This window comes from Methylophilus sp. YYY-1 (assembly GCF_029132825.1).
Taxonomy (GTDB): Bacteria; Pseudomonadota; Gammaproteobacteria; order Burkholderiales; family Methylophilaceae; genus Methylophilus; species Methylophilus glucosoxydans.
This window is the reverse complement of record NZ_WOVG01000001.1, coordinates 573,328-598,877: the sequence shown is the minus strand read 5'-3', so window position 1 is coordinate 598,877 and position 25,550 is coordinate 573,328. Positions and strand designations below refer to the sequence as shown.

At 50.5% G+C, this 25,550-nt stretch carries 26 protein-coding genes and 1 tRNA gene; 6 read left to right on the top strand and 21 right to left on the bottom strand.

The features are described from left to right. Positions 1–34 precede the first annotated feature (34 nt). A complete protein-coding gene (locus GOC95_RS02745) occupies positions 35–352 on the bottom strand; it encodes a hypothetical protein (protein WP_275355597.1) in 318 nt (105 codons plus the stop codon). A 290-nt stretch (positions 353–642) separates the two neighbouring features. Here GOC95_RS02745 and GOC95_RS02740 point away from each other — a divergent pair, with 290 nt between their 5' ends. Then, positions 643–1,356: a PEP-CTERM sorting domain-containing protein gene (locus GOC95_RS02740; RefSeq protein WP_275355595.1), complete on the top strand. Its 714-nt coding sequence runs from the start codon at positions 643–645 to the stop codon at positions 1,354–1,356. A 64-nt stretch (positions 1,357–1,420) separates the two neighbouring features. Here GOC95_RS02740 and GOC95_RS02735 read toward each other — a convergent pair whose 3' ends face one another. From GOC95_RS02735 to GOC95_RS02705, 7 genes are all read right to left on the bottom strand, one after another. Next, complete coding sequence (locus GOC95_RS02735) at positions 1,421–1,945, bottom strand: TIGR00645 family protein (protein WP_275355594.1); 525 nt, start codon at positions 1,943–1,945, stop codon at positions 1,421–1,423. A gap of 67 nt (positions 1,946–2,012) precedes the next feature. Then, positions 2,013–3,050 carry a GTP-binding protein gene (locus tag GOC95_RS02730; protein ID WP_275355592.1) on the bottom strand — a complete coding sequence of 346 codons (1,038 nt, stop codon included), beginning with the start codon at positions 3,048–3,050 and terminating at the stop codon, positions 2,013–2,015. A gap of 179 nt (positions 3,051–3,229) precedes the next feature. Next, positions 3,230–5,584, bottom strand: coding sequence for a tetratricopeptide repeat protein (locus tag GOC95_RS02725; RefSeq protein WP_275355591.1), 2,355 nt, complete (start codon positions 5,582–5,584; stop codon positions 3,230–3,232). Between the two features lie 71 nt (positions 5,585–5,655). Beyond that, a complete protein-coding gene (locus GOC95_RS02720; RefSeq protein WP_275355589.1) occupies positions 5,656–6,036 on the bottom strand; it encodes a manganese efflux pump in 381 nt (126 codons plus the stop codon). Positions 6,037–6,093: 57 nt separating this feature from the next. After that, positions 6,094–6,522 carry a carboxymuconolactone decarboxylase family protein gene (locus GOC95_RS02715; RefSeq protein ID WP_275355587.1) on the bottom strand — a complete coding sequence of 143 codons (429 nt, stop codon included), beginning with the start codon at positions 6,520–6,522 and terminating at the stop codon, positions 6,094–6,096. 32 nt (positions 6,523–6,554) lie between these two features. Beyond that, positions 6,555–7,178, bottom strand: a complete 624-nt coding sequence (locus GOC95_RS02710) for an NAD(P)H-dependent oxidoreductase (RefSeq protein ID WP_275355586.1) — start codon at positions 7,176–7,178, stop codon at positions 6,555–6,557. A 1-nt stretch (position 7,179) separates the two neighbouring features. Next, positions 7,180–7,629, bottom strand: coding sequence for a GNAT family N-acetyltransferase (locus GOC95_RS02705; RefSeq protein WP_275355584.1), 450 nt, complete (start codon positions 7,627–7,629; stop codon positions 7,180–7,182). Positions 7,630–7,737: 108 nt separating this feature from the next. Between GOC95_RS02705 and GOC95_RS02700 the strand changes: the two genes are divergently transcribed. After that, a complete protein-coding gene (locus GOC95_RS02700; protein WP_275355583.1) occupies positions 7,738–9,168 on the top strand; it encodes a PLP-dependent aminotransferase family protein in 1,431 nt (476 codons plus the stop codon). Between the two features lie 28 nt (positions 9,169–9,196). Here GOC95_RS02700 and GOC95_RS02695 read toward each other — a convergent pair whose 3' ends face one another. The 3 genes from GOC95_RS02695 to GOC95_RS02685 all read right to left on the bottom strand — a co-directional run bounded on the left by GOC95_RS02695 (position 9,197) and on the right by GOC95_RS02685 (position 10,871). Continuing rightward, complete coding sequence (locus GOC95_RS02695) at positions 9,197–9,589, bottom strand: type II toxin-antitoxin system VapC family toxin (protein ID WP_275355581.1); 393 nt, start codon at positions 9,587–9,589, stop codon at positions 9,197–9,199. A gap of 8 nt (positions 9,590–9,597) precedes the next feature. After that, the gene (locus GOC95_RS02690; protein WP_275355580.1) at positions 9,598–9,867 is read right to left on the bottom strand and encodes an antitoxin; all 270 of its coding nucleotides are present in this window, start codon (positions 9,865–9,867) and stop codon (positions 9,598–9,600) included. A 254-nt stretch (positions 9,868–10,121) separates the two neighbouring features. Further along, positions 10,122–10,871: a PEP-CTERM sorting domain-containing protein gene (locus GOC95_RS02685; protein ID WP_275355578.1), complete on the bottom strand. Its 750-nt coding sequence runs from the start codon at positions 10,869–10,871 to the stop codon at positions 10,122–10,124. Positions 10,872–11,108: 237 nt separating this feature from the next. Here GOC95_RS02685 and GOC95_RS02680 point away from each other — a divergent pair, with 237 nt between their 5' ends. After that, positions 11,109–11,291, top strand: coding sequence for a TIGR02450 family Trp-rich protein (locus tag GOC95_RS02680; protein WP_275355577.1), 183 nt, complete (start codon positions 11,109–11,111; stop codon positions 11,289–11,291). Continuing rightward, a complete protein-coding gene (locus tag GOC95_RS02675; protein ID WP_275355575.1) occupies positions 11,288–12,286 on the top strand; it encodes an FAD-dependent oxidoreductase in 999 nt (332 codons plus the stop codon). Before GOC95_RS02680 ends, GOC95_RS02675 begins: the two co-directional genes overlap by 4 nt. On the opposite strand, the gene GOC95_RS02670 is transcribed toward GOC95_RS02675, so the two are convergent. The 9 genes from GOC95_RS02670 to GOC95_RS02630 all read right to left on the bottom strand — a co-directional run bounded on the left by GOC95_RS02670 (position 12,287) and on the right by GOC95_RS02630 (position 22,827). Further along, a complete protein-coding gene (locus GOC95_RS02670; RefSeq protein WP_194747922.1) occupies positions 12,287–13,504 on the bottom strand; it encodes a cation:proton antiporter in 1,218 nt (405 codons plus the stop codon). It abuts the gene before it with no gap. 247 nt (positions 13,505–13,751) lie between these two features. Beyond that, positions 13,752–15,320, bottom strand: a complete 1,569-nt coding sequence (locus GOC95_RS02665; RefSeq protein WP_275355574.1) for a diguanylate cyclase — start codon at positions 15,318–15,320, stop codon at positions 13,752–13,754. Between the two features lie 195 nt (positions 15,321–15,515). Beyond that, positions 15,516–16,121 carry an ABC-type transport auxiliary lipoprotein family protein gene (locus GOC95_RS02660; RefSeq protein ID WP_275355572.1) on the bottom strand — a complete coding sequence of 202 codons (606 nt, stop codon included), beginning with the start codon at positions 16,119–16,121 and terminating at the stop codon, positions 15,516–15,518. Between the two features lie 11 nt (positions 16,122–16,132). Continuing rightward, the gene (gene pqiB / locus GOC95_RS02655; protein WP_194747920.1) at positions 16,133–17,791 is read right to left on the bottom strand and encodes an intermembrane transport protein PqiB; all 1,659 of its coding nucleotides are present in this window, start codon (positions 17,789–17,791) and stop codon (positions 16,133–16,135) included. Then, the gene (locus GOC95_RS02650; RefSeq protein WP_275355569.1) at positions 17,784–19,064 is read right to left on the bottom strand and encodes a PqiA/YebS family transporter subunit; all 1,281 of its coding nucleotides are present in this window, start codon (positions 19,062–19,064) and stop codon (positions 17,784–17,786) included. Before GOC95_RS02650 ends, pqiB begins: the two co-directional genes overlap by 8 nt. A 326-nt stretch (positions 19,065–19,390) precedes the next feature. Then, positions 19,391–19,570, bottom strand: a complete 180-nt coding sequence (locus GOC95_RS02645) for a DUF2474 domain-containing protein (protein ID WP_275355568.1) — start codon at positions 19,568–19,570, stop codon at positions 19,391–19,393. Further along, complete coding sequence (gene cydB, locus GOC95_RS02640) at positions 19,554–20,555, bottom strand: cytochrome d ubiquinol oxidase subunit II (protein WP_275355566.1); 1,002 nt, start codon at positions 20,553–20,555, stop codon at positions 19,554–19,556. The genes GOC95_RS02645 and cydB overlap by 17 nt, the downstream gene beginning before the upstream one ends. Beyond that, the gene (locus GOC95_RS02635; RefSeq protein ID WP_275355565.1) at positions 20,556–22,031 is read right to left on the bottom strand and encodes a cytochrome ubiquinol oxidase subunit I; all 1,476 of its coding nucleotides are present in this window, start codon (positions 22,029–22,031) and stop codon (positions 20,556–20,558) included. A 250-nt stretch (positions 22,032–22,281) separates the two neighbouring features. Beyond that, a complete protein-coding gene (locus GOC95_RS02630; protein ID WP_275355564.1) occupies positions 22,282–22,827 on the bottom strand; it encodes a hypothetical protein in 546 nt (181 codons plus the stop codon). 221 nt (positions 22,828–23,048) lie between these two features. Here GOC95_RS02630 and GOC95_RS02625 point away from each other — a divergent pair. Both GOC95_RS02625 and GOC95_RS02620 read left to right on the top strand, forming a co-directional pair. Beyond that, positions 23,049–23,124, top strand: a tRNA-Asn gene (locus GOC95_RS02625). Between the two features lie 294 nt (positions 23,125–23,418). Then, on the top strand, positions 23,419–24,141 hold the full coding sequence (locus GOC95_RS02620) for a hypothetical protein (RefSeq protein ID WP_275355563.1): 723 nt from the start codon (positions 23,419–23,421) through the stop codon (positions 24,139–24,141). Between the two features lie 83 nt (positions 24,142–24,224). Here the strand turns inward: GOC95_RS02620 and GOC95_RS02615 are convergent, their stop codons facing one another. Further along, on the bottom strand, positions 24,225–25,439 hold the full coding sequence (locus GOC95_RS02615; protein ID WP_275355561.1) for a pyridoxal phosphate-dependent aminotransferase: 1,215 nt from the start codon (positions 25,437–25,439) through the stop codon (positions 24,225–24,227). Positions 25,440–25,550: the final 111 nt, after the last annotated feature.

The following is a 25,550-nucleotide window of genomic DNA, read 5'->3' as shown; positions in this document are numbered from 1 at the left end:
AAAAAAGCCCCAGTGATGGGGCTTTTTTATTGGCTCAGGTTTTGTGGGTCCCCGCTGCACGCTTTTCATGCATGAGTTGATACACCTGCTCGATTTCCTTTTGCTCCGCCATATCCAGCACACCATCATGATTGGCATCCATATGCTCAAACATCTTTTTCTGATGCGTCGGGTCGCCTTGCAAATACTCTTGTAACGAAATCACACCATCGGTGTTTTCATCCAGATAGCTCAAACTGTAATTAGGCGGCAGCTTGTTGCAATCCGGTGTTGTCGCATGTTCGTCTGCATGCGTGTTTTGATACAGTGATGGAATCAAAAAAACAATAAAAGTGAAGACAGGAATTTTCATAGTTAGCCACCCCAATAAAGTTGTTAATATGATTAACGCGATAGCTAACAGGTTCCTTCAACGCTAGTATTTTTTGGCTAGCTAATCTTGCCGCCAATCTTATCAATCTTCAAACAATGCATTTATAAACTTTTACATCCAGGTTTTCAGATAGGCGCTGTCTGGCATGCAGCAGTTTTAGGACTATCCATGCCTCAATATTTTTCAAATATGTGCAATATTCCAAGCGTACTTTGGCTGCGTTAGAACTGATCTAACCACATTATCGACGCCAACTTTAAGGAATAATCATGATCTCATCAGCATTAAAATTGAAAGTAGTGGCTGGTTTGTTACTGGCTTTTGCAGGGACCGCTTCTGCCACCACTTACACAAACGTGCCTGCTGGCGCGACCACTGGTTTGCCGTTTGCTTATTTCGGTAATGCCGCTAACCCAAGCGGTGACTCTCCCATGGTAGGTCAAGTATTTTCACTGACAGAAAACAGCTTGCTGTCCTCTTTCAGCTTCTACGCAGTAGGAAACACCGCAGCCAGTTTCCAGCTGAATGTTGCGCAATGGAATCCAGCCACTAACGCTCAAAATCAGGCATTCAATACCGTTGGCAGCAACTTGTTGACCACCACTTTCAACGCGGTAGATACCTACAACGCAGCAGGTGGCTACACTACCTTGTCATTTGAAAATCTGGCACTGAGCCTGAATGCAGGCACTAAATACATTGCTTACCTGACGAGCAGCGATGCCAGCGTCACCGGCATTCAGTTGTCGCGTACCCAAACTGCTGCCGATACCACAGGTTTTGGTTTGGGCCACGCTTACGCCAGCACCATCCCAGGTCAGGGCTGGCAGTTGCCTTTCAATGGCAATGGTTTCTTGAGCTTGCAATATACTGCAGTAACCACGGCAGCAGCCGTCCCTGAGCCAGAATCCTATGCGCTGATGCTAGGTGGCCTGGTGTTGGTGGGTGCCGTTGCCAAGCGCCGTCAAAACAAACAAGCTTAATCACAGCTGATACATGCAAAAACAGGAGCCAAGGCTCCTGTTTTGCTATCGTCTTTGTTAACAATTAATGGTCATCCCCATGTCCGGCAATTTTATCCATCCAGGCAAACAACACGCCGGTGATGATAAAGGTCAGGTGTATACCCACCAGCCACGCCATTTGCTCGGTGCTAAACGAAGCGGTGCCAGAGCTCTGGTGCACAAAGGCCTTGAGCAGGTCGATGGCAGAAATCGCTACAATCGAGCCAATCAGTTTGAGTTTCAGGCCGGAGTAATCGACTTTACCCATCCATTCAGGGCGGTCTTCGCTATCAGCCGTATCAATGCGTGAGACAAAGTTTTCATAGCCGCTAAAAATCACCATAATCAGCAAGTTACCCACCAAGGTGATATCCACCAGCGCCAATAGCGAGAGCACGGTTTCTTGTTCGGTGAGCGAACCCAGATGCCCGGCAATATGCATAAACTCCTGGCCAAATTTAACCAGTAAAATGACCAGCCCGCCGACCAGGCCGAGGTACATCGGCGCCATCAGCCAGCGGCTCTTAAAAATCAAACTCTCTAAAATTTTTTCCAAAAACTTCGCCATGAAAACTCCAAACGTAAATAGCGATTAATAAACTCTTTAAATGCCCAACGGTTTAAAACACAAACGGCTAGAACTGCGTCAACATTTCACGCACTGCTTCCTCATCAATACCCTTGCCAATAATCACCACACGGCTAATTGGCTCCTCTTCATCCCAACCCTCAAGTAAGGTGGGCGGGTAGGGCGTAAAGTGCACGGCGTGAATCGCCAGCGGTGCTGGTGCATCTTCAACATGCAAAATGCCTTTCATGCGCAGCAGCTTTTCACCATGCGTCTGGCACAGCTTTAAAATCACACTTTTAAAATCCGCATAAGCCATCGGCTTGGGTAAATACACGGTAAACGTGCTCACCCCATCATGCGCAGGCGCTTTGGGCAAGGTGCCTTTTTTCGCCGCACTAAACCCACTGGCCGGGGCACGCAACCAACGCTGCGGGCTCGCCTGCTTGCTGGCAAAGTCAAATAAGCCTACATCAATAATCTGCATCGGGTCTATCTCACCATGCAACACAAACTGCTGCGTTGCATTCGGGTTGATCTCGCTCAGCTTGGCCTGCAAGGCTTCAATCTGTTCCGGCGTCGCGGTGTCACGCTTGGTAATCAGCAACACATCTGCCACGGCAGCTTGTTTAAGCGCCTCTTTCTGCTCAGCAATTTGTTGCAAACCATACGCTGCATCTATCGTCACCACCACCGCGTCTAATCTGTATACCGATTCAATCACCGGCTCATTCATCAGGTTAGCCAAAATCGGGCCAGGGTCAGCCATGCCCGTGGTCTCAATCACCAGGCGGTTAAACTCCGGCACCGCCTGCAAACTGCGCTTAAAAAATAAATCGCGCATGGTGTCAGCCAGCTCATTTTTGAGTGAGCAACACAAACAGCCAGAACTCAACAGCACCGTGTTATCGGCAATATGCTCGCTCTCAATGGTTTGCGAAATCTGGCTATTGGCAAAAATCTGGTCCAAACCTGCTTCACCGAGTTCATTGATGATCACGGCGGTGTCTTTCATCGCTGGGTTATGCAGCAGTTTGTTAAGCAGGGTAGTTTTGCCGCTACCCAAAAAACCAGTGAGCAGCGTGACGGGGATACGTTTATCCATATAGATTCTAATAAAACGAGTGTGGCGGTATTTTAACGCGGATGATAATTGGAGGTATTAAGTTTTTGATTAATTGGACTTGTTGAGTTTCGGTAGAGCTATGAAAGTAGATAAGGACAATCTAAATCAATCATTTAATTTTTTTCTGATTAGAGTAGTTTTTAAGTAAGTTAGAAACTTTATTTATTCAACATAGCGTTTAGAATTTTTAAACATTCGATACTTTCTACCAAATCTGGATGCCCACTTGGTAGGTTCTTTATACGCATTGATAATGCTTTTTCTAAAAGAGGTTTTGCTTTTAGAGGTTTGTTTTGACTAGCGTATAACCCGGATAAATTATGTAAAACTCTTGCGATATATGGATGATCAGAAGGTAAGTTTTTTTCTAAAATATTTAGACTATTTTCAAAAAGAATTTCAGACTCTGAAAACCTTCCCTGTCTTTTATACAAAGAAGCTAAATTATTTATTGTATTTGCTATATTCAACGTATCTCTAATATCTGAATGGTCAGCAGCTAAAATTTCATTATATAAGGCTAAACTCTCGAGGTAGTAATTTTCTGCAAACTCATATTGATTAATTTTTTTATATATTTCAGCAATGTTGTTTAGGATTCCCGCCAAATTGATATCATATTTTCTTGATAGGTTTTTTTTGTGAATCTCTAAAGCTGACTTGTACATTGACAATGCATCTTCATCTCGGTTTAGCTTTTCATATAATAAGGCTAAATTATTAAAGCCTGAAGCCAAATGCGAAAGTGCAAAATCAACCGGAACGCCATCAGCCCCAACGTTCTTTTTTCGTAAATCTAAAGCTCGTTTGTATAATGGTTCAGCTTCATTATATCTACCTAATTCTTGATACAGTCTTCCTAGATTATCTAAGTGAATAGCAATCAGTGGCGTAAAAGTCGGGAAACTCTGTTCAGAGAATTGAAGCATTTTCAATGCCATTGGCATTAATAGCTCGTATTTTGCGGCCTCATAAAATAGCAAGTAATGATCGTTATACCAGTCAATAATATGTTCGGGTTGTTCCCAATTTAAATGACGGAATGCCTGTTGGAGCTGGAACTCATGTTCAACACTAACATCTTTCACCGAAGCAGGTAATAAAGCGTTGTAATACTTGAATAAGAAATCTTTAATTTTCAAAAATGTAGGTTGGTCTAAAGTTAGTGATAAATGTTCCCTCATTAACCCATGGATATAATATCGGCCATCTTGTCCGTGATATATAAATGAATAAGTTATAAAATCAGAAAATGCTGTAAGGGGGAAGCATGTATTAAAGTGATTAACTAAACTTTCAAACAAAGATTGATCAAAACTATAAGCAATTGATAACACTCTTAAAGTTTCAATTTCTTCTTTAGACCTGTACTTTAGAAATCGCTCCAACACATCGCGTGGTGTCTTACCTATATCTTCAGCTTCTGCTAGTTTTCCCTCATCAAGAAGGCTGAGGTATAAATCTGTTGCTAACTCTAGATAGAATGGGTGCGCGCCATTTTTTTCAGGACTCAATTCCTCACGTGATTCACCCTTTGCTCCCTGTATGATTGCTGCACGAATCGAAGCAACGTGTATCGGAATTAGTTGTAAATACTTATCAGCATCTTCGTCTTTCAAACCATACAGTTGGTATTGATTTTCTAAATAGCCTGCCCATTCATCAGGAAAGTCTATATCCCACGTTAGTCTCTCGCGCCCAAAAATTACAAATAATGCCCCAGGTAATTCACGTACTAGGTCTTTTATCCAATTATCTTTTTCTAGAGCCCCGATACCAGTTTTTACTTCGTTGTGCTCCCATAGTGCTTCATAAGTATCGAGAAAAAGCACAACATCTAGGGAGTTCTCAAGTTCTAAATGCGCTAGGATGTCTGACGCAAAAATGTATGGAAGTTTTTGTAAAAGTTGATGATTCTCTAATTGCTCAAGATTACTAAGTGATTCGTTTGCTCTTTTGAAATATGCTTCTTTTGCTTTATGCCTAATATAATTCGCAAATTTAACGCTCAGTCCTATCCCAGCAGGTAAGTCTTCGGCGTAATCTGTCCAATCTTTCAAATTGTCAGCGAATGATGCGATAGTGTCTTCGTTGTCATCGAAGACATCTTTCAGGGAGTCGCGCAAATTTAATTCTGGATACTCCTTTTCCCAATAGTGAAGAATGGCGATCTCAAATGCAGGGAATTTAATTCTCCCATTGCTATACTTTCTGAGAGATTTACGCAGCTCAAGTAAAGCTCGATCTGCTCTACGATGGGTTTCCACTGAGAAATCAACAATTCCTAAAGCAGTGGTTTTAGGATTTTCGTCTCTTAAAGTTTCAATTAGCTTTCTACAAAGTGCAGATTTTCCTTCTCCACCTACTCCATAGAATGTAAGTAGGCAATGCTTTCCAGTTTCTAATTTATTTCTAAATTGATCGAAATATCCCAGAAAGCTTTCACGGTTGGTAAAAATCTTATTTGCGTTTTTTCTATACTCTCCAAAAGAATATCTAGATCTAGGTGGCATAAAAGTCGCATTCAGATGATTAAAGTCAATTCTACTTTTGTAGTGCGGTTGCTTAGAATAGATTTCGAATATTATTCGAAATCTGGGATTAACGCATCTTTTACCAATTGCACAGCAATATGCTCATAAAGAATGTAAGACCCAATCGCAATCAGCACCAAGCCACCAACCACTTCTGAACGCTTCCCAAACATTAACCCTAAAACACGCCCAGGCATCACGCCAATGGTCACTATCGTAAAAGTCGCAAAACCAATGGCTGCTGCGGTGATAAATATATTCTCATCCATAAACTCCAGGCTGACGCCAGCGGCCATGGCATCTATGCTGGTGGCGACTGCGGTGAGGGCGAGGATGTAGAAGGAGTGTTTGGTGGGTTTTTCTTCTTCTGGTTCTGCTGGTTGAAAGCCTTCGTAAATTATATGCGGGCCCAAATGAATAAAGAAAGACATCAATCTCTTGAAGTCTTTCTCTAAGTTTTTTGCCTTCGCAAGGCATGAATACTCAGCTTACTTGCGCATACTAATGCCCAATCTATTCAGCGCATTCATGGTAATAATCGCAAACGTCAGATCCGAGATTTCTTGATCAGTAAAATGCGCTTTTAGTGCGTTAAAAACATCATCTGGTGTGCCAGAGGTGATGATATTGGTCACGGCATCTGTCCAAGCCAGGGCTGCGCGTTCCTTTTCGGTATATTGGTCGCTCACTTGCCAGCCACCTAGTTGATCAATACGTGAGTTGCTTTCGCCAGCTGCGCGGAGTGATTTGGCGTGAATCCCCAAGCAATAAGCACAGCCATTAATGTGTGAAACACGCAGGTTAATTAACTCAACAAATGGTTTGCCCAGGGTGCTTTTTTCCAACTGGTGGTTGAGTGCGGTGTAGCTAGCCATCAGCTCAGGTGAGAGTTCCCAAAATGCGAGACGTGGTGTCATGTTGTTTCCTTTCAAGTTAAAAAAATAAATGTTTAGTTGGCGAGTTCGGCCAGGATTTCGTCGGTGTGTAACCGCGCCTGGGCGACGGCGTATTTAGCTGCTTCAGGCCCGTGGTTCATGGCTTCGAGGTAAATAAATTCGATGCTGGTAATGCCTACCGTGCGTAGTATTTCTGTCAGGTAAGGCGTCAAAAAGTCAGGTTGCCAGGCGGGTTGGCGAGTGTGATGCCCTCCTGAAGACACAATAATGTAGGTGCGTTTATCTCCAATCAGGCCCACTTTGCCTTGCGGGGTGAGTTTAATGGTGCGGTGTGCGCGTACCACATGGTCAATCCAGGCTTTAAGCACCGATGGCACGGTGTAGTTATGCATGGGCGTGGCAATCACCAACACATCTGTGGCTTCCAGTTCTGCGATCAACCTGTCTGAAAGCTGCAAGGCTTGTTGCTCGGAAGAGCTGCGCAGGCTTTCTGGTTTTTCTGAGGCCATCGTATGTTGGCTGCTGACATGTGGAATAGGGGCATTGCTTAGGTCTCGTATCACCACATTTTTAGCGGGTAGTGACTTGCTTAACCCTTTTACAAATTCCTGTGCAAACATGCCGCTGTGAGAGCCTGCGGTTTTTGGGCTGCATTGGATATATAAAATATTTTTCATGTTAATTCCCCAGTTCATATGAAAAGTGCATGCCCATGGCCAGCATGCCCATGCGGTAGTAAAAGCGTTGGGCGCGTGCGTTGCCGATGCCGGTATCTAAAATGACCTTGCTGTAGTGCTGCGTTTTAGCCAGCTCAAAAATATATTGCAGCAGGCGTTCGCCCAGCTTTTGGCCGCGACGGCTTTCGCTGGTGATCAGGTCATCCACATAAATAAAATGGCCGTGGATTAGCATTTCTTTATCCCGGTAACCGGCGAGCGCGACGGGTATCTCACCTTCCAGCGCAACCAGCAGGCGGTAACCGCGTTCACGCATGCGCGTGACTTGTTCGAGAAAGCTTTCTGCGCTGATGAGGTTGGGGCGCAGCTCGCGCATGACGTTGAAGCAGGCCAGGACTTCTGCGTCACTTTCCGCATGCTTGAGTAATATCTGCTGTGTTTTGGCTGCCATGTGCTGCTCCTGAGTAGTGATGAACATGTGCACACTTTAGGGCTTTGATGACATAATTGGCAGGGACATGTTTTAACAAAATGAGTAGACCATGATGGGTGTTGAACTATGAAATCACACGCGATGAAAATTCACTTTGACGCCAATAGCGCCCAGCCGATTTATTTGCAGATTTACCAGCGCTTTCGTGAAGCGATTGCTGAAGGCTTATTGAAGCCAGGTGACCGTGTGCCTTCGCTGCGCAGCCTGGCCGCTGAATTGAACCTGGCACGTGGCACGGTTGAAACCGCCTATGAAATGCTGGTGGGCGAAGGGTACTTTTTGGCGCAAGGGCAGGCGGGGACGGTGGTTGCGCCTTTTTTGGGAGAGCATACAGCTCAGTTACGCCGCCCGGATGCGTTGGTGCCATTAGCCTATCAACGCTCACGCAACTTGAGTGAAACGCCGCCGGCATTGCGGATGGGCTTGCCGGCGCTGGATGCTTTTCCGCGCAAGCTGTGGGCAAAGCTTGGCTGTCAGGTGCTCAAGTCTGCCACGGCTGCGGATATGGGCTATCCTTCGCCGTTGGGCCTGATGTCGCTACGGGCGGCATTGGCGGCTTACCTGAATGTCTCGCGCGGCATCGCCTGCAAGCCATCGCAGGTGATTGTTACGGATGGTTATCGTGGTTCGCTCGATTTGATCTGCCGTGCGTTTCTACAGACGGGAGATCAAGTCTGGATGGAAGACCCTGGCTACCCGGCGGCCATGAAACTGATGCAAGCCGCAGGAGGGGCCATTGTGCCGGTGCCCGTCGACCAGGCGGGCATGGTGGTGAATACTGGAATTGCAAAAGCGCCCACCGCCAAAATAGCGGTGGTGACGCCGTCGCACCAAAGCCCATTAGGCGTGACCATGTCTTTAGAACGCCGTTTGGCCTTGCTGGAGTGGGCCGCAAGCAACCAGTCCTGGATTGTTGAAGACGATTATGATGGCGAATATCGCTATGCCTCACGGCCATTGCCCGCGCTCAAAAGCCTGGATGTGCAAGACCGTGTGATTTATTGCGGCGCGATTAGCAAAGTCATTTCGCCCGCGTTGCGGCTGGCTTATCTGGTGATCCCGGAATCACAAATTGCGCATATCGAATCCGTTTGCCAGATATTCCAGAATGGCTGCCCGTGGTCGACGCAGGCGACGGTGGCGGAATTTATCACCCAGGGCCATTTTTCCCGCCACCTCAAGAAAATGCGCACGCTATACAAACAGCGGCGCGAGCAATTTGTATTTGCGTTGCAAGAAGCCTTCGGCAAAGACATCCGTATTGAGCTACAGGCAGGCGGGATGCATCTGGTCGTGCGGTTTAATAGGGATTACGACGACCAATACCTGGCGCGTCATCTGAATGAGGCGGGGCTGGCCGTGCATGCCTTGTCTGACTGGGTCATGGAATATCCCTGCGGGCAGGGGCTGATCATGAGTTTCACCAATGTGCATACAATGGACTATGCCAGGGAACTGGCGCAACGCATGAAACAAGTGGTAATCGCTAGTCTATGAAGAATGGCTGCAGAGTAAAATAATCTCCCTATCTTTCCAGCCAATTCTCAACCTTAAGGCCATGAATACGGCTAAATTCTCGTAGGTTATCTGTGACTAACGTCAGGTTCAAAGTATAGGCTTGTGCGGCGATTAGCAAGTCGTTCATGCCTATTGTTTGGCCAGCTGCTTCCAGTTCAGCGCGTATACGGCCATATTCATTATCTGCTGGTGTCTCTAGTGGTAGCACCGGGATGGTTGCAAGCAGGTAGTCGACTTTTTCTGTGAGTTTGGGCGATGCTTTTTTTGAGCAGCCATAGCGTAGTTCGGCGGCAACGATAATGCTGGTAAAGATATCTTTGGCTTCGATTTTTTCGATATGACGTGCGGCAGCCCCTGATGGATTACGGATCAGATCACTGATGATATTGGTGTCTAGCATGTAGCCACTCAAAATATGTCCTCCGGCTTGGCGGGCATATCTTCAATATCTGGGAATTGATCTTCTGGCGCGAGTGGTGGTTCCTGACGCCATTGCGCCAGGAGTTCGGCAAGGTTGGCGGGGCGTGCTACTGGTTCAATAATCAGCTTGTTGCCTTCACGATGAATTAATACACGATCACCTGGTAGCTCAAACTCAACCGGGATGCGAACAGCTTGGCTGCGGTTGTTGCGAAACAGCTTGGCCTCTCGGTGAGGGGCTTTGGATAAACTTGACATAACAGGTGCTCCCTTTTGCATATACATATAGTATATGCCATATTTTGCGAACGTCAATCATGAAGAGAGAAATGGCTATGTGAGCGTAAATCTCTTGCATATGACTTGCGGTGCAGGACTGACAAAGCTATTCCTCAATCAGCGCAATGTGGGCGCTATCAATATGATTATAAAAATAAACCCCATGTCAAAAAACATGGGGTGAGTTGCACACCGGATACTTTAAAAGAGTTTTTATTATTATCCCTTAAGGTTTAACGCTGCGCCCGTTTGCGTCGACTGATCATTGCACAGACCAATATGCCCAAGCCAAGCATGGCAAAAGTTTCAGGCTCTGGCACAGGTGTGGCGGTGATGTTAGCCAGTTGAAAATTGACACGTTGCAAGCCAATGCCACTTTCAGTATAGAACACCGAAAAATTAACGGTTGTATTGCCATCAAAAGGGTCTATGACTTTTTGCCGTGCAAACTTAAACAAGTCTTGCCCATTGGTAAAAATAAAAAAGCTCAGTGTGCCATTGAAGCCGAGTGCCGCAGTACTGTGCAGTTGGCCGCTGATGAGTTGTGTATCGAAATTGGCCAGAAATTCATCTTGGCTTGAGGTCACTCGGCAATCAATAGATGGCTCTACACAAGGATTCTCCACGATGATGGGTGTGCAGTTAAAACCTACGCAATTGAATCCCCTTGGTGTCGTGTTTAAGCCAAGTTCAATCCCATTGATGACGGCATTAGAAGTGACAGCATTACGAAGCTCGATTTTGTTTGGGTCGGTGTTTAGATCTGGTGATCTGGTATCAATATCCACGGTAAACCCGGCATACTGGTTGGTGAGTGCGTCGCGGATGGTTTGACCTGTCAGCAGGCTGACGTTTGATCCGTTTGCGACAAAGTTAATATTGCCAAATACCGAGTATACGACTGCCTTGGCTGGCAAAGCGATGGTGAATATAGATAACACTAAGCCCTGACAGAATAGTTTGAATATGCCTTTTTGATGCATGCCTGACTCCTCTCAAATGGTATTTAAATGATTTTTTAATCTTTTAGAGACTATGCTGGTCAGTGAGGCTGGTCAATCCCGAGTTCGGGGGGGCTTGCAACGGTTAGCATGCGTTAGAAATCTCTTTAAATAGTGGATAAATTGTTGGATTTACGTTGTCACACGATCATGCAAACAAAACCATTGCGGCTTAACCCTAAAAAGCTGTTACATTCTAAGTGGACAGCGGTAAAGCCCGTGAATAAAGAAAAACACTTTATGGTGACCAAGCTCATCGTAAGCGATGAGAAGATGGGTAACGAGGAGACGCAAGTGATTGAAACCGTTGAGTTAGAAGCGGTCATGACTAGGCGCGTGCAGGTGATTGACTGGCATGCGTTGCAAGACCGCGCAGTGTGGAAACAGGGGTGGGTGGCGTGAAAAATATTGCGGTGATTGGTGCGGGGATGGCGGGCTTGTCTTGCAGCCAGGCGTTGCAACAGGCCGGTTATCTGGTGACGGTGTTTGAAAAGAGCCGTGGGCCTTCGGGGCGCGTGTCTACGCGATTGGGCGAGGGCTGGCAGTGTGACCATGGCGCACAGTATTTTACGGTGAGCCAGCAGCCGTTTGTCACGCAGGTGCAAAAGTGGTTGCAGGCGGGCGTGGTGGCTGAGTGGCAAGGGCGCTTTTATGAGGCGAATGAGGTGAGTTTACGCGCCAAACAGTCTGAAAAGCAGCGTTATGTTGGTGTGCCACGCAATACGCGCCCGGCGCGGCAGATGGCGCAGTCTTTAACCGTGGAGCTGGAGCAGACGGTGCAGCAGATTACCTTTGCCGAAGGTAAATGGCGCGTGCACAGCAAAGAGCACGGCGCGTATCCGCAGGTGTTTGACAAGGTTGTGCTGGCGATTCCGGCACCGCAGGCACAGGCGCTGCTAGGCTTTAATCTGGAGATGCAGGCGCTGGCGGCCAGTGTAAAAATGCGCGGTTGCTGGGCCTTGATGGGGCGCTATGCGCATACGCTGGATTTGCCGTTTGATGGCTTGTTCGTGAATGCGGGACCGCTGAGTTGGGTGGCAAGAGACAGTAGCAAGCCGGGGCGTGTGCCTGAGGGCAGTGCGGTCAAAGAGGTCTGGGTGTTACATGCCAGCGCTGAATGGTCCGAGGCCAATATTGAGCGTGCACCAGAGGAGGTTGCGCTGGCGTTGCTGGCGGCATTCCAGGCCTTGGGCGGTGAAGCGCCCATGGAACACAGTGTGCACCGCTGGCGCTATGCGGATTGTGCCAATTATCTGCACCAGGGCTTTGCCTGGGATGCAGCCCAGCAGCTGGGCATGTGCGGCGACTGGCTCAATGGCGGCAAGGTAGAAGGCGCATGGATGAGCGGCTACCAGCTCGCGCAGGCGATGATAAAAACCTGCGAGCCTTGTTATTGATTAAGGATTACTTGTATTCGTTGTCTTGGGGAGTTTTGGCATCACCCATTTGCGGAACATGAGCGGCGTGATCAGTGTTGTTACCACGCCCATCAACACCAGCACCGAGAACAAGTCCTGCCCGATAAAGCCGCGTTCGTAGGCGATGCTGGCGATGACCAGTTCCATCACGCCGCGGCCATTGAGGATAAAGCCGATGCCCAGTGCATCGCTTTTGCTCAGGCCGATGAGGCGGCCCCCCAGCCAACCGGCCAGGATTTTAGTTACTATCGACACTACCAGCACCACAGCGACAAACCAGACCGAATCTATGACCTGGATTTTGAATTCCAGCCCGAGATAGGCAAAAAATACCGGGGCCAGAAAGCCGCCCGTGATGGAGCTTAAGGTGAGCTCTAGTTCTTTGTAGCGTTCGGGTGAAAAGAAGGTGCGATCTATGAGCAGGGCACCAAAGAAGGCGCCGATGATAAAGTGAAACCCGAGCGCGGCACTGACTGAACCAAATACGAGTACCAATAGGAGCAGCAAGCCGAACAGGGCCTCGTTGCCGATGATGGTGACCAGCTTTTCTGACAGTTGGTCGATAAGAATGCCTCTTTGAATGACCTGCTTGATCAGCACACTAATGCTGACAATCAGCGTCATGAGCAAAATCAGCTTCCAGCTCGCGTTAAACGTGGCAGCGGCCACGGCCTGGTAGGATTTTTGCTCGGGCAGGTTGAGAATCACCCCTAACACCAGCAGCGCGGCGATATCGTTAAAGATCGCCGTGGCGACTGAATAGCGTGCGATGGTGGAGTCCAGCAGTTTGAAGCTTTGCAGAATGCTAACAGTGACCGGTAGCGCTGTAATCGAGACACACAGGCCCAGAAACACCGTACGGCTGACATCCAGACCAAAGCCGACCCCGACCAGAATGCCGCCCGTGAGTGGCAATAAAAAGCCCAGCAGCGCAATGACAGCGCCTTTGCCGCGCATGGAGTCTATGACTTCCTTGAAGTTCATCTCCAGCCCGGCCGACAGCACGATTAAGAACACGGCAAACTCAGAGATGCCAGACAGCGCTGGGCTGGGCGTGATCAGGTTGAGCAGGCTGGGGCCAAGCAACACCCCGGCCAACATTTCGCCAATAATGGCGGGTTGGCTAAAGCGACTGAAGACTTGCCCGAGCAGGCGGGCGGTGACGATCAGAATCAGTAGTGATGTCAGTAATGGCATTGGTTTCTCTTATGGTTGGGCAGCGCGCCATAAGGCAAGATCAATGGGGTCGTTGCGCGAGGACTTCTTTTGGTTTGAACCATCAAGATTAAAGTCACTGACGGTGCAGGCTTAGCATAGCGCGCGTGCAGAATAGAGTGTAACGGATTTAGGCGCGGATGGCATGTATCAGGGCGCGCATTGGCGTTCAGGGCTGCATCTGTGTCAATGACGTCGCAAAAAACCAACGGCGCTTTGTTGCGCAGGCTTAGTGCGTAAAGACCTGGACCATTTCTTTACGATTTTTGCGTGCGCGTTTATCGGCATACATGCGTTTGTCAGCGATGCGCATCAGCGATTCGGTATCTGTGGCTTCGTGGGCAAACACAATGCCTACGCTGGTGCCCGCGCCAACGATGCCTTCTTTTTGCAGGTGCAAGTGCGTGTATTCTAACTGGTGCTGGCACCATTCCACATCATCCTCATGGCAGACGATGGCAAATTCATCGCCCCCCAGGCGGTAAAGCTTGCCATGCGTATCCAGCTTGTTCGTCAGGATGCGGCTAAAACTCTTGAGCAGCTGATCCCCGGCCTCGTGGCCATATTGGTCGTTGACATGCTTGAGATTGTCGATATCAAGGAACATCAGGCAACCATGCTCGGGAAAATGCAGCATTTGATTCTCTAACGCATGCCGGTTGGGCACGCCAGTCAGGCGGTCGGTCATGGCCAGCGAGCGCGTGGATTCGAGCTCGGCCAGCATGTGTTCTTTTTCTTTGTGCAGGCGGTTGATCTGGTATGCCACCAGCAGTGACAGCGCGACGGCTTCCACGGTCACTGCGATGAGGCCGAGTTGCTCTACGGTCCAGGCGTTTGAGCTGAGGCGATCTGCGGTAATCGTCAAACCACCTAGCACGCCAAAAATGGAAATGGCCAGCAGGTATAACTGCGCCACGCGCTGACCTTGCAAGCTCAAACGGATGCCACACACCAGGCCAAAGACCAGGAAAATGGCCACGCCCAGCCTGTCCATTTCCAGCATCCAGTTGGGGTAGATCATGGCGAACACCATGAGCGCCAGTAGCGTCAGCCTGGCCGCAATCGAAACCTGATAAAGCCGACTATGGCGAAATGGACTGATGCCGAGTAAATGACAGACAAAGCTGATATAAGCGAGATTGGAAAACAGGATAGGCAGGCTGGTCAGGTAGAACCAGTGCCAGTCAAACAATTGTTTGAACAGGCCGAGCACCGCGCTTTGAAAAATCAGGTTGCCCAAAATAAACAAGGCATACATGCGCTCGGTGACGTGGCCGGGCATGATGCCGATCGCCATGTAATAACTGAAAATCCCCAGCAAAATGCCTAGCAGCAACAGGCTCACGGCGGTGCTGACATTGGTTTGTTGCTGGTGGCTGGCGAGGTCAGTGACAAACACTTCTGGTTGCGCCAGATAATAAGGGGATTGCAGCCAGGTAATGAGCCGGTAGGTCCCCGGCTGCAGTGCTACGAGGCGGCCATGCCTGAGCAGAAGCTGGTCTGTATGCTCGCTACTGAGTCCGCCTGACAGCACATGCATGGTGTGGTGACCATCAGAAATTTCGTGCTGGAACTGGGCCAGGGTAGAGGTGTTTTTAAAGTCAATCACATACTGACCGGCCTGCGTGATCTTGAGCACGCCCTGACACACAAAGCGGCCGCCTTGCAGCGGAATATTACCTACGATTTCGCCCTCGCTGCTCATGCAGGTTGTGCCCGATAATTGCGCGTCTGCCTGGGCTTGCGTGGGCAGCCAGGTCAAGAGCAGCATCAGGGCACAGAGGAGAAAGCGTTGCAAGACTGTTATCCATCAAGAGTAAATCTAACAAGCCAGTTTACCTGAAAAGTTCCTGTCTCTCTTGTGGGGAAATGGATTAAGAAACGCAAAGAATTACTAACGAAAGTGTGGTTGCGGGCGATGCGTTCTAGGCCAAACAGCACGCTTGTCTGGGGCGCTGTTTGAGTAAAAGGGCGTGGGGTACTAACTCATGTTTCAGGGTTGGCTTGGCATTGCTTTGATCTGGCTGGCGATCTGGTCAGATAATTTGTCCAAGTCTTGCCCCAGTGCGCGGACCAGCGCAGGGTAACCGTTTTCTGTGAGCGGGGTGGTAAATTGAAACGGCTGGATTTTGAGCGGACGTTGATCGGCGGACAGCCATTGCCATTGGCCGCTCATGATCGCTTCGCCACGCATATGTCCTTGAAACTGATCTATGCGCAATTGCAGGCGGCTGGCTTGCAGTTTGGTGCCGGGCAAGGCATCGGTGACCAGGGTGTCTGGCAGGCGTTGGGCGAGCCGGCTGCGCAGGCCTTGCCGTAATTCTTCAGACAGCGAAGCGCTCCATAAATGGTCACGCGTGGGCTGAATGGTAATGTCATCAAGCTGGATCAGAATACGGTCGCTGTCCAGCGCATCGGCCAGCACCAGATTGCCCAGAATAAGGATGCGCGTAGGGGGTGTGGTGGTATTTGGCAGACTGACTTCTGGCAGGCTATAGCGCTGGGTATTGACCGGCGGGCGGTTGCCCAGGCAAGCGGTCAGCGACAGGCTGCAGAGCAAGCAAACTGTCGTACGCAAGAAAGAAAAAGGCATATGCATGAAAACTGTCCTTATGGAGTTGCCGGTGCCAGTGGCAGCGGGTCGTTACCGGGTTTGCGGTCAAACAGGATGGCATTGGGCTGCTCATTCAGCGTACGCACCAGCGGCTGTACTTCGCGCAAGACCTTTTCCAGCCGTTGCAGGGTGCTACTCAGCTCCTGATAAGCCGGTGACTCGGGCGACAGGCCTTTGATGGTGGTGCGCAGTTCTTGCATGGTCTGGTTCAGGTTGGCCGGCATTTGCTGGAACTCTGGTTGTGCCACAAACTGGTTCACTTGCTGGCTCAGCGCACGAATCTCCCGCAAGGTTTGCTCGGATTGTTGCAGGTTTTTATCGAGGCCGCTTAATACCGGCTCCACATTGAGCTTATTCAGTTTATCCAGCAGATCAGACAGTTTCTCTTCGATCTGTGCCAGGCTGGTCGCGCTTGTGGGCAACACTGGCAAGCCTTCAAAGGTTTTGGCTTTGTAGTTGACTTTGCGTGCGTGCTTGTCCATGTTTAAGTCGACAAACAATGAGCCTGTCAGCAGGTTGCCAGATTTGAGCGTGGCATGCAGGCCGTTTTTGAGCATGATGCCGAGGCGCGATTTCCACTCATTGAGGTCCGCCTTGCCACTGTCTGCCAGACGGCCAGGTTCGAGATGAATCAGCACCGGAATCGCATAGTTAAAGTCCTGTTTGCGTGCGGGCGAGTTGAATTTCCACGGCACTTGCATCACCGTGCCTACACGCAAGCCGCGGAACTCGACCGGCGCGCCACTGGAGAGTCCGCGCACCGTATCATCCACCAGCAGCACATATTCCAGATATTGGTCGTAGGTTTGCTGGCGGGCAGCTTCTTCATTGGCATACAGCTCAAAGGTGGTTTCGGACGGCACCGGTTTACCCATGGGCCGGTTGTCGGCATGGCCAAAGCTAACCCCGCCTGCAATCAGCGACTCCACGGTGGGGATGCTGGCCTTGAAGCCTTCGGAATCCAGCTTGAGGTCTATGCCAACGGTGGTCCAGAAGCGCGTGTTCTCAGTGATCAACACGTCATAGGGCTGCTCGATAAACAGCTCATGCTGCATTTTGCGTTGCTTGGGGTCAAAGGTGGCGCTCGCCACACGGCCCACGCGCAGGCCCTGATAGGTGACCGGGTCACCAATGCGCAAGGCGTTGCCAACGGTACCGATCAAATTAATATGCACGCCGCCGGCGCCATTCAATGAAATCGGTGGCTGGTCGAGCACGGTAAATTCGTCTGTTTCTTCATGGCCCTTGCCCGGTTGCAACTGGATATAGGCGCCCGAGATCACGGTATTGAGGCCGCTGATGCCCTCGAGGCCGATGCGGGGCTTGACCACCCATAATTGCGTATCTTTGACCAGCAGCGGTTGCGCATCTGGTGCGATGCGGGCAATGACCTGGATGTGCCCGAGGTCTTCGGACAGTTTGACTTGCTCGACCAGACCGATATCGACGCTATGCACCTTGATTTTGGTTTTGCCGGCTTCTATGCCTTCGGCGTTGGACATTGAGAGCGTGATTTGCTTGCCAGCACGCGTATAGTTGTCATAGATGAGCCAGCAGCCTATCAGCAACGCGACAATGGGTACGATCCAGATCGGTGAAACTCGGGCCTGCTTGCCTACCCGGGCCAATAAATTGTCATCAGACGTATCAGTCATGTTGTTTTCCTTGAGTATCCCATAACAGGCGCGGATCAAACGCCATTGCGGCCAGCATGGTGGTAATCACCACGGCGCAAAAGGCCAGCGCGGCGGGGCCGGGTAACACCGACATCAGGTTGCCGGACTGGATCAGTGCCACCATGATGGCGACCACAAATACATCCACCATGGACCAGCGGCCGACAAACTCGGTTAAATGATAGAGCCGGGTTTTTTGCAGGGCATTAAGTGGCCCCGGGTGTTTGACCAGCCACGATAACAGGATTAACACCAGCATTTTGAGGATGGGCACCAGTACACTGGCGACAAAAATCACGACTGCAATTGGTTGCGAGCCATGCTGCCAGAGCTCCATCATGCCGCCGATAATAGTAGCTGCATGGCTTTGCCCCAGCGCGGTGGTAATCATCATCGGGTAGGCATTGGCCGGGATATATAAAATGATGGCGGTGAGCAACAGCGCCCAGGTGAACTGCAGGCTGTGCGGCTTGCGCGCATGCAAGAGTGTGCCGCAACGGATACAGCTGTCATGATGGCCTTCGTTATCAGGATGAGTAGCCAGATGGTTGATCAGCCCACAAGTCCGGCAGCCGGTGACATGCTGCTCGGCGGCGGTGATGCCGCAACGGATGTCTTCCGGGGTTTCCGGTTCGCCTGCCAGCCGGTACCACAGCCAGTCTATATCTACCGAGCGTGTTGTCATCAGCAAGAGTAGCGCAAACACGCAATACGCCCAGAACGAGGCGCCCAGATGCACATCAGCCATGCCGGTCAGCTTCACCAGGCTGATCAGCGCGGCGACGATAAAAACATCCGCCATCATCCATGGGTGCAGTTGTGAAAACAGGCGCGCAATCACATCGCTGTAGGCTTTGGGGACCGTGCGTAATACATTGGCCTGCATGGCAATCACCCCGGTCAGGTACAAGCCGGGCAGCACAATTGCCGTGCACGCTACAATAAAGGCCACAATGGGTTGATGCGATTGCAGCAAGGTGGAGGCGGTTTGCGACAGCGCGATCTGGTTATCCAGCCCACCGGCATCGACGCGGATAAACGGGAACGCCACCGCAATCAACAGCGTGATGAGCGCGCTTGCCGCCAGCGCAATGCTGCGTTGCACCGGATGCAGGTAGCGTCGTGCCAGCACATGTCCACAGCGCGGGCAACTGGCGTGCTGACCTGGCCGCAGTACCGGAATGGCACTGACCATGTCACAGGCTGGGCAGGCACGCAAGCGTCGCCATTTTGTCGGTTGCTGGGTCGTCATACAGGGGGTTGCAGGCAGCGGATTGTCAGTTTTTCAACAGGCTGGATACATGCATAGTAATGGGATTAGATTTGATCAGGCAAGAAAAATTCCGTGCTGTAGACACTCAATAAGAGGGACTGATGACAAGAATTGTCTCTAAGGGCGGTTTGATGCACACGATTTGCCACTGCATACGCGCTTTGAAATCCCTGTTGTCTCATCCTTTTCGCCATGGTGAACAGAGCAGGTGAAGGGGGCAAGAAGGATTTTCTGAGCGATGCGCCGCCGGGTGTGCGCAAGCCGACGTATTCAGCAGAGGAGGCGTGCCTGTTTTGATGTGACTCTTAAGTATGCAGGCCTGCCAGGCGCATGCAAAAGCGCAGCAATAAGCTGACTACGCCCAACGCCGCAATGCTGGCGAGCCAGATCAAGCATAGCCAGCCTACACGCTTGCGCCAGTTGGGGCGTGTGGTGTCTGCCTGAACAGACTTTGTCCCTGTTGTGTGCTTAATGGTAGTGCTCATCTCTATTCACCTTGCCCCTGAAAATATAGTAGCCCCAGGCAGTGTAAATTAAAATAATCGGGATGATCACCAGTGCGCCTATCAATGCAAACATCTGGCTGATATGCGGCGCTGCGGCAGCTTGTATGGGCAAGTCGGGCGGAATGATGTTAGGCCAGATGCTGATTCCCAGCCCGGCATAGCCCAGCAGAACCAGTGCCAGGGTGTAAAAGAATGGGCGGGTTTCAGCGTGCTGGCTCAGCGCACGCTGCAAGCGGTAAAAACACAATCCCACCAGTAACGGCACGGGAGACAGCCATAACAGATTCGGCATGCTGAACCAGCGCTCAGCAATGCGGCTATCCATCCATGGCGTCCACACGCTGATGATGACAATGATGGCAAACAAGGCGGTGGCGATGTGTTTGGACAGGCGGTAACAGCTGGCCTGTAGCGCGCCATCGGTTTTCATGATCAGCCAGGTGCTGCCGAGCAGGGCATAGGTGACCAGCAGGCCAACGCCGGTAAATAGCGAAAACGGTGAAATCCAGTCCAGTGAACCACCGGCATACGCCTGGTTTGCCATCGGGATCCCTTGCAGGTAAGCCCCTAGCGTCATGCCCTGAAAGAAGGTTGCTGCAACCGATCCGCCGGTAAATGCCTTGTCCCAGAAGTGCCTTTCGCTATCCTTGGCGCGAAACCTGAATTCAAACGCCACCCCTCTGAAGATCAGTGCCATCAGCATCAGCAGCAAGGGCAGCGCAAACGCACTCAAAATCACTGAATAGGCTAAGGGGAAGGCGGCGAGCAAGCCGGCGCCCCCCAACACCAGCCAGGTTTCATTACCATCCCACACCGGGGCCACCGTGTTCATCATGAGGTCACGGTCGCTTTTGTCTTTAAAAAAGGGATAAAGAATGCCTATACCAAGATCAAAGCCATCCATGATGATGTACATCATGATGCCAAACAGAATGATCGCAGCCCATATCAGAGACAAGTCCATTTATTGATCCTTTGATTGATCGTCAGCCTGAGTGCCAGCCTGGTGCTTTGCTGACTGCGCCGAAGCGGGTGTCTTCGTCTCCGGGTGAAACTCAGGGGCCAGCGTAAATGCAGTGGCGTGGTCAAGCTGCGGTGAAATGGCGTCGCCGTGCAGTGCCTCCCCGGTACTAGGGCCTGCTTTGAGCAGCCGGAGCATGAAGCGCGTGCCCATGCCAAACACTAACAGGTAAATGATGACAAACAGGCCCAAGGTCAGTGCCACCTCGCTGGCAGGGTGCGGCGTCACCGCCTCTGCAGTACGCAACACTCCATACACTACCCAGGGCTGGCGGCCGATTTCGGTGGTGAACCAGCCTGCCAGGATGGCAATAATGCCTGCGGGCCCCATGGCCACTGCAAACTTGAGGAACAGCGGCTGTTGATACAGTTGTTGTTTCAAGCGTAGCCACACGGAGGAGAATGCCAGCAAGATCATGAGCAAGCCCAGCGCCACCATCACGCGGAAGGTCCAGAAAATAATGGTGGCATTGGGCCGATCTTGAGGGGCGAATTGCTTGAGTGCAGGAATCTGCTCGGTCAATGAGTGACGCAAAATCAGGCTGCCAAGCACCGGGATTTCGAGGACAAAATGATTCTTTTCCTGTTGCATGTCTGGCCAGGCAAACAGAATCAGCGGCGTCGGTTCATTGCCTTTGTTCTCCCAGTGCGCTTCAATCGCGGCGATTTTGGCGGGTTGGTATTTGAGGGTATTCAAGCCATGCATATCGCCAATAAATGCTTGGAAGGGCGCAATCAGCAGAATCAGCCATAACCCCATGGACAACATTTTACGGATGCTGGCGTGATCCCGCTGCTTGAGCAAGTGCCAGGCAGCTGTCGCCACCACCAGCAAGGCTGTGGCCAGATAGGCACCGATGACCATGTGCATGAGCCGGTAAGGGAATGAGGGATTGAATATGATCTGCCACCAGTCCACCGGCACTACTTTACCGGCGATTAACTCAAAGCCCTGTGGCGTTTGCATCCAGCTATTCGAAGCCAGAATCCAGGTGGCAGAGATCAAGGTGCCAACCGCGACCATCAAGGTTGACAGAAAGTGCAGGCCTGGCCCGACCTTGTTCCAGCCAAACAGCATCACGCCGAGAAAACCCGCCTCAAGGAAGAAGGCGGTAAGCACTTCATAAGCCAGTAAAGGACCGGTCACGCCGCCAGCGACATTGGAGAAGCCTGCCCAGTTGGTGCCAAACTGGTAGGCCATTACGAGGCCAGATACCACGCCCATGCCAAAACATAGCGAGAACACTTTAATCCAGAAGTGGTAGAGATCCAGATACACGCTTTGTTTGGTCATGAGCCAGCGTGCTTCGAGGACTGCCAGGTAACTGGCCAAACCTATGGTGATGGCCGGGAAGATGATGTGAAACGAAATCGTAAAACCAAACTGGATACGCGCCAGCGTCAGTGCCAAATCAGACATATTGATCTTTCTACCACCTTACCTTCCCGCCGCCGGAGAGGGATATCGCCTGCTATTGCGGAAATCAACCATATAGACCGTGTCTACGCCCATTAAGTTTGCCACAGGGCCGTCTGCAAGTAAAAAATCTATCCTCGGCGTTTGCCTGACAAAGAGACGCCGTTTGATGACTTGTTGGTAAGAGTGCAGGCCCGCATAAGTAAAAAGCCTTGCAACAATACAAGGCTTTTAGCAGACATCACTCACAAGATTAGTGCTGATCCAGGTCTTTTAATAGTTGCTGCTGCAGCGCGATCTCGCTAGGCAGTGCGGTGGCAACCATCAACGCGACACTATCGTTAGGTGCTAAACTGGATGCACCATGTTCAGCGGCGGCTTGTTCGGGGATCAAGTCAGCGATATGCAAGGCATCCGCTTGTGGCGGATGATCCGCTGGGGCCGCAAAAGCGGCAAACTCCAGCGGTGATTGCAAGAGGGTAGAAATATCCAGTTCGGTATCGCCCGCCTGTAATGAAGAGAGGACATGTTGCAACAATTGTGCATCAATCGCATCATCACTGGCATGCGGCAGATAATCCGCCGTCAATTGCGCGCTCAGTGTCATGGTTTGCAGACCTTGCACCTGCAAGCGTTCACCGGTCGCAGTCTCCAGCGAAACCTGGGCGCCATCATGCGCCACAATACGCTCGCCTTCGCGTAACCAGTCGCCGGCGATCAGTGGCCGGTGCTGGCCCATTGCGTTGACTGCCTCGACCTGACCATCCAGGTGTGAAATTTTTGCCACCATGCTATGCATCTTTATTCTCCTGGAAATATTATATCTTCATAACCTTACATGCCTAAGTCTGTCAAGCTTGGACAAGCTGAATATTACAAAAATTTGCCGAAAATTTGCAGCGTGAGTGGCATTTTGCAGGTGGCTGGCCTGTGGCCAAAAAAATATAAAATATTTCGCAAAAAGTGGTTGACCAAGGGGCGTGGTCTCAGTAATATAGCGCCTTCAAACGACGTACCGATTCCTCAATAGCTCAGTCGGTAGAGCGCCGGACTGTTAATCCGTAGGTCCCTGGTTCGAGCCCAGGTTGAGGAGCCAAATATAAAAAGGCCTTGCAGAGATGCGAGGCCTTTTTGCTTTTCTGCCGCATTGCCTAGCGCTTCGCAATATCGGATCACCTCATCCTGATGCATTCTTTATCTCTCTTTGTTTATTTTGCAAACGCCTGATCATTGCTGTTTGCTTCCAAAGGCTTTCCTGCGCATGTCAAACAAGAATAACCTGTGTGAGGAGGAATCACTTTGAGCGTTGGTCGCTTGCTTGGTATGATGTGGTTTTTATGTTTGTATAAATGTAATTGTGAATGTCTGTGTTGTTGTTTGTGTTTATCTGTTGCTGTTAACCAGCACCCTTGTTTCGGAGGCTTCTGAAGAAGCGCTATTTCTTGAGTCGGATGCTGCACATAGTGACCGTGTGTTGAGAGTGCCTGAACCTATGGTCTATGACCTGGTGCGACCGTTGGGGGTGAAGCAGGGAGATCTGGAGGTGAATGCGCTGGTGGATGTGAGTGCGGCGACCGGGGATGTCAGCTGGGCGCCTGAGCTTGAATATGGCCTGGCGGACGACATTGGGGTGGAGTTGGAATTGCCTATCGATAATACGCGGCACGAACGCTATAAATTGGCCATTCAGCAGACGCTGCAGGTTTCCTCTGCGCGAGGCATGGCCACCGGTTGGCAGGCTTTTGTTGATATGCATAAACATAGTAAAACTGTTTCTGTCGATGCAACCTATATTGTCGCCAAGCAATGGACTGAGCCATGGTCGTCGCTGAGTATGCTGGGATTGCGTGTACAGGATGTCAATCGGCGTGCCAGGTCTGACTATTTGCTTAATCACTCGGTGTTTTATGATGCATCGACGCGAGTGACCTTGGGCATGGAAATAAATCAGGAAATCAGCCGCGGCGGTACTTGGCGTTATCGATTGACGCCACAAGTACATTTCGATGCGAGCGAGCGTTATACCTTGCAGATAGGCATGGCAGTCTCGACCTTTAACTCTGCGCAAAGCGCAGAAAAACTATGGAGTTTTAGGCTGATACGCTTGTTTTGAGCTTTAAACTGGTTTTGTGACAGTTGTTGAAAAGCAAAAAGCGCCCGCAGGCGCTTTTTGGTGAGTCTATTTGGGACTATCTTTTAAACCTTAAGTGCGTGCTCGATGCGGTCTAATGCTTCGCGTAAGTTTTCCATGCTGGTGGCAAACGAGATACGGAAGTAGCCTTCTGCGCCAAAGGCTGAGCCTGGGACCACGGCGACATTGTGTTCTTCAAGCAGGTATTCTGCCAGCGCCATATCGGTGGTTTCCTTGATTTTGCCAGCCTGGTGCAGGTTGGCAATGGCCTGGCGTGCATCCGGGAAGGCATAGAATGCGCCGCCTGCCATCAGGCAGCTCAAGCCTGGCATGGCGTTAAAACGATCCACCACATATTTGTGGCGTTCGCGGAAGGCGGCAACCATGGGCTTGATGCAGTCCTGAGAACCACTTAATGCTGCCTCGGCCGCATATTGCGAAATTGAGGTCGGGTTGCTGGTGGATTGGCTTTGCAGGATTTCCATCGCCTTGATGATGTAGGCCGGGCCTGCGGCATAACCGATACGCCAGCCGGTCATGGAGTAAGCTTTGGACACCCCATTGAGCACCATGCAGCGGTCTTTGAGGCCTGGCGCGGCATTGAGGATGTTGTGGAATTTTTCGCCGGTCAGGTTGACGTGTTCATACATGTCATCAGTTGCGACCAGCACATGTGGATGTTTGAGCAGCACCTCGCCCAGCGCCTTGAGCTCGTCCAGGCTATAGACTGCGCCGGTTGGGTTGGAAGGTGAGTTAAACATCACCAGTTTGGTTTTGCTGTTGATTGCTGCTTCGAGTTGCGCGGGCAGTAGTTTAAAGCCTTGCTCAATCCCGCATTCGATAATCACCGGTTTTGCCTCTGCGACCATGGCAATGTCGGCATAGCTCACCCAGTAGGGGGCAGGCACGATGACTTCGTCGCCTGGGTTTAACACCGCCAGACACAGATTGAAAATGGTTTGTTTGCCGCCGACGCCAACAATCACTTCATTGGCTGCGTAATCAAAGCCATTTTCGTTTTTGAATTTGTTGACGATGGCTTTTTTGAGGGCGGGAATCCCGCTCACAGGGGTATATTTGGTGTACCCGGCGTCAATCGCTGCCTTAGCTGCATCTTTAATATGTTGTGGCGTGTCAAAATCAGGTTCGCCTGCCGCCAGGCCTATGATAGGGCGGCCCTCAGACTTGTATTTGGCCGCTTTGGCTGTAATGGCCAGGGTGGGCGATTCTTTAATGGATAACACGCGTGCGGACAGCACGTTGGCAGCAGCTTGGTTCAAGATCACTTCCTTGTTGGGTCGTATGCTTAATAAGCAGGCTGCGTATGCAGCCTGCAAAAAAATGAAAAACGCAATATTTTACGCAAAAACAAGCGGATAGGGAAGTGAAAG

Excerpts from the sequence above, each read along its gene's own strand:
- GOC95_RS02715 (WP_275355587.1), bottom strand. The coding sequence starts at position 6,522 with ATGACACCACGTCTCGCATTTTGGGAACTCTCACCTGAGCTGATGGCT.
- GOC95_RS02645 (WP_275355568.1), bottom strand. The coding sequence starts at position 19,570 with ATGAGCACTACCATTAAGCACACAACAGGGACAAAGTCTGTTCAGGCA.
- GOC95_RS02685 (WP_275355578.1), bottom strand. The coding sequence starts at position 10,871 with ATGCATCAAAAAGGCATATTCAAACTATTCTGTCAGGGCTTAGTGTTA.
- GOC95_RS02735 (WP_275355594.1), bottom strand. The coding sequence starts at position 1,945 with ATGGCGAAGTTTTTGGAAAAAATTTTAGAGAGTTTGATTTTTAAGAGC.
- cydB (WP_275355566.1), bottom strand. The coding sequence starts at position 20,555 with ATGGACTTGTCTCTGATATGGGCTGCGATCATTCTGTTTGGCATCATG.
- GOC95_RS02635 (WP_275355565.1), bottom strand. The coding sequence starts at position 22,031 with ATGTCTGATTTGGCACTGACGCTGGCGCGTATCCAGTTTGGTTTTACG.
- GOC95_RS02745 (WP_275355597.1), bottom strand. The coding sequence starts at position 352 with ATGAAAATTCCTGTCTTCACTTTTATTGTTTTTTTGATTCCATCACTG.
- GOC95_RS02695 (WP_275355581.1), bottom strand. The coding sequence starts at position 9,589 with ATGCTAGACACCAATATCATCAGTGATCTGATCCGTAATCCATCAGGG.
- GOC95_RS02705 (WP_275355584.1), bottom strand. The coding sequence starts at position 7,629 with ATGGCAGCCAAAACACAGCAGATATTACTCAAGCATGCGGAAAGTGAC.
- GOC95_RS02630 (WP_275355564.1), bottom strand. The coding sequence starts at position 22,827 with ATGCATAGCATGGTGGCAAAAATTTCACACCTGGATGGTCAGGTCGAG.
- GOC95_RS02650 (WP_275355569.1), bottom strand. The coding sequence starts at position 19,064 with ATGACGACCCAGCAACCGACAAAATGGCGACGCTTGCGTGCCTGCCCA.
- GOC95_RS02720 (WP_275355589.1), bottom strand. The coding sequence starts at position 6,036 with ATGTCTTTCTTTATTCATTTGGGCCCGCATATAATTTACGAAGGCTTT.
- GOC95_RS02690 (WP_275355580.1), bottom strand. The coding sequence starts at position 9,867 with ATGTCAAGTTTATCCAAAGCCCCTCACCGAGAGGCCAAGCTGTTTCGC.
- pqiB (WP_194747920.1), bottom strand. The coding sequence starts at position 17,791 with ATGACTGATACGTCTGATGACAATTTATTGGCCCGGGTAGGCAAGCAG.
- GOC95_RS02710 (WP_275355586.1), bottom strand. The coding sequence starts at position 7,178 with ATGAAAAATATTTTATATATCCAATGCAGCCCAAAAACCGCAGGCTCT.
- GOC95_RS02700 (WP_275355583.1), top strand. The coding sequence starts at position 7,738 with ATGAAATCACACGCGATGAAAATTCACTTTGACGCCAATAGCGCCCAG.
- GOC95_RS02730 (WP_275355592.1), bottom strand. The coding sequence starts at position 3,050 with ATGGATAAACGTATCCCCGTCACGCTGCTCACTGGTTTTTTGGGTAGC.
- GOC95_RS02740 (WP_275355595.1), top strand. The coding sequence starts at position 643 with ATGATCTCATCAGCATTAAAATTGAAAGTAGTGGCTGGTTTGTTACTG.
- GOC95_RS02660 (WP_275355572.1), bottom strand. The coding sequence starts at position 16,121 with ATGCATATGCCTTTTTCTTTCTTGCGTACGACAGTTTGCTTGCTCTGC.
- GOC95_RS02670 (WP_194747922.1), bottom strand. The coding sequence starts at position 13,504 with ATGCCATTACTGACATCACTACTGATTCTGATCGTCACCGCCCGCCTG.
- GOC95_RS02725 (WP_275355591.1), bottom strand. The coding sequence starts at position 5,584 with ATGCCACCTAGATCTAGATATTCTTTTGGAGAGTATAGAAAAAACGCA.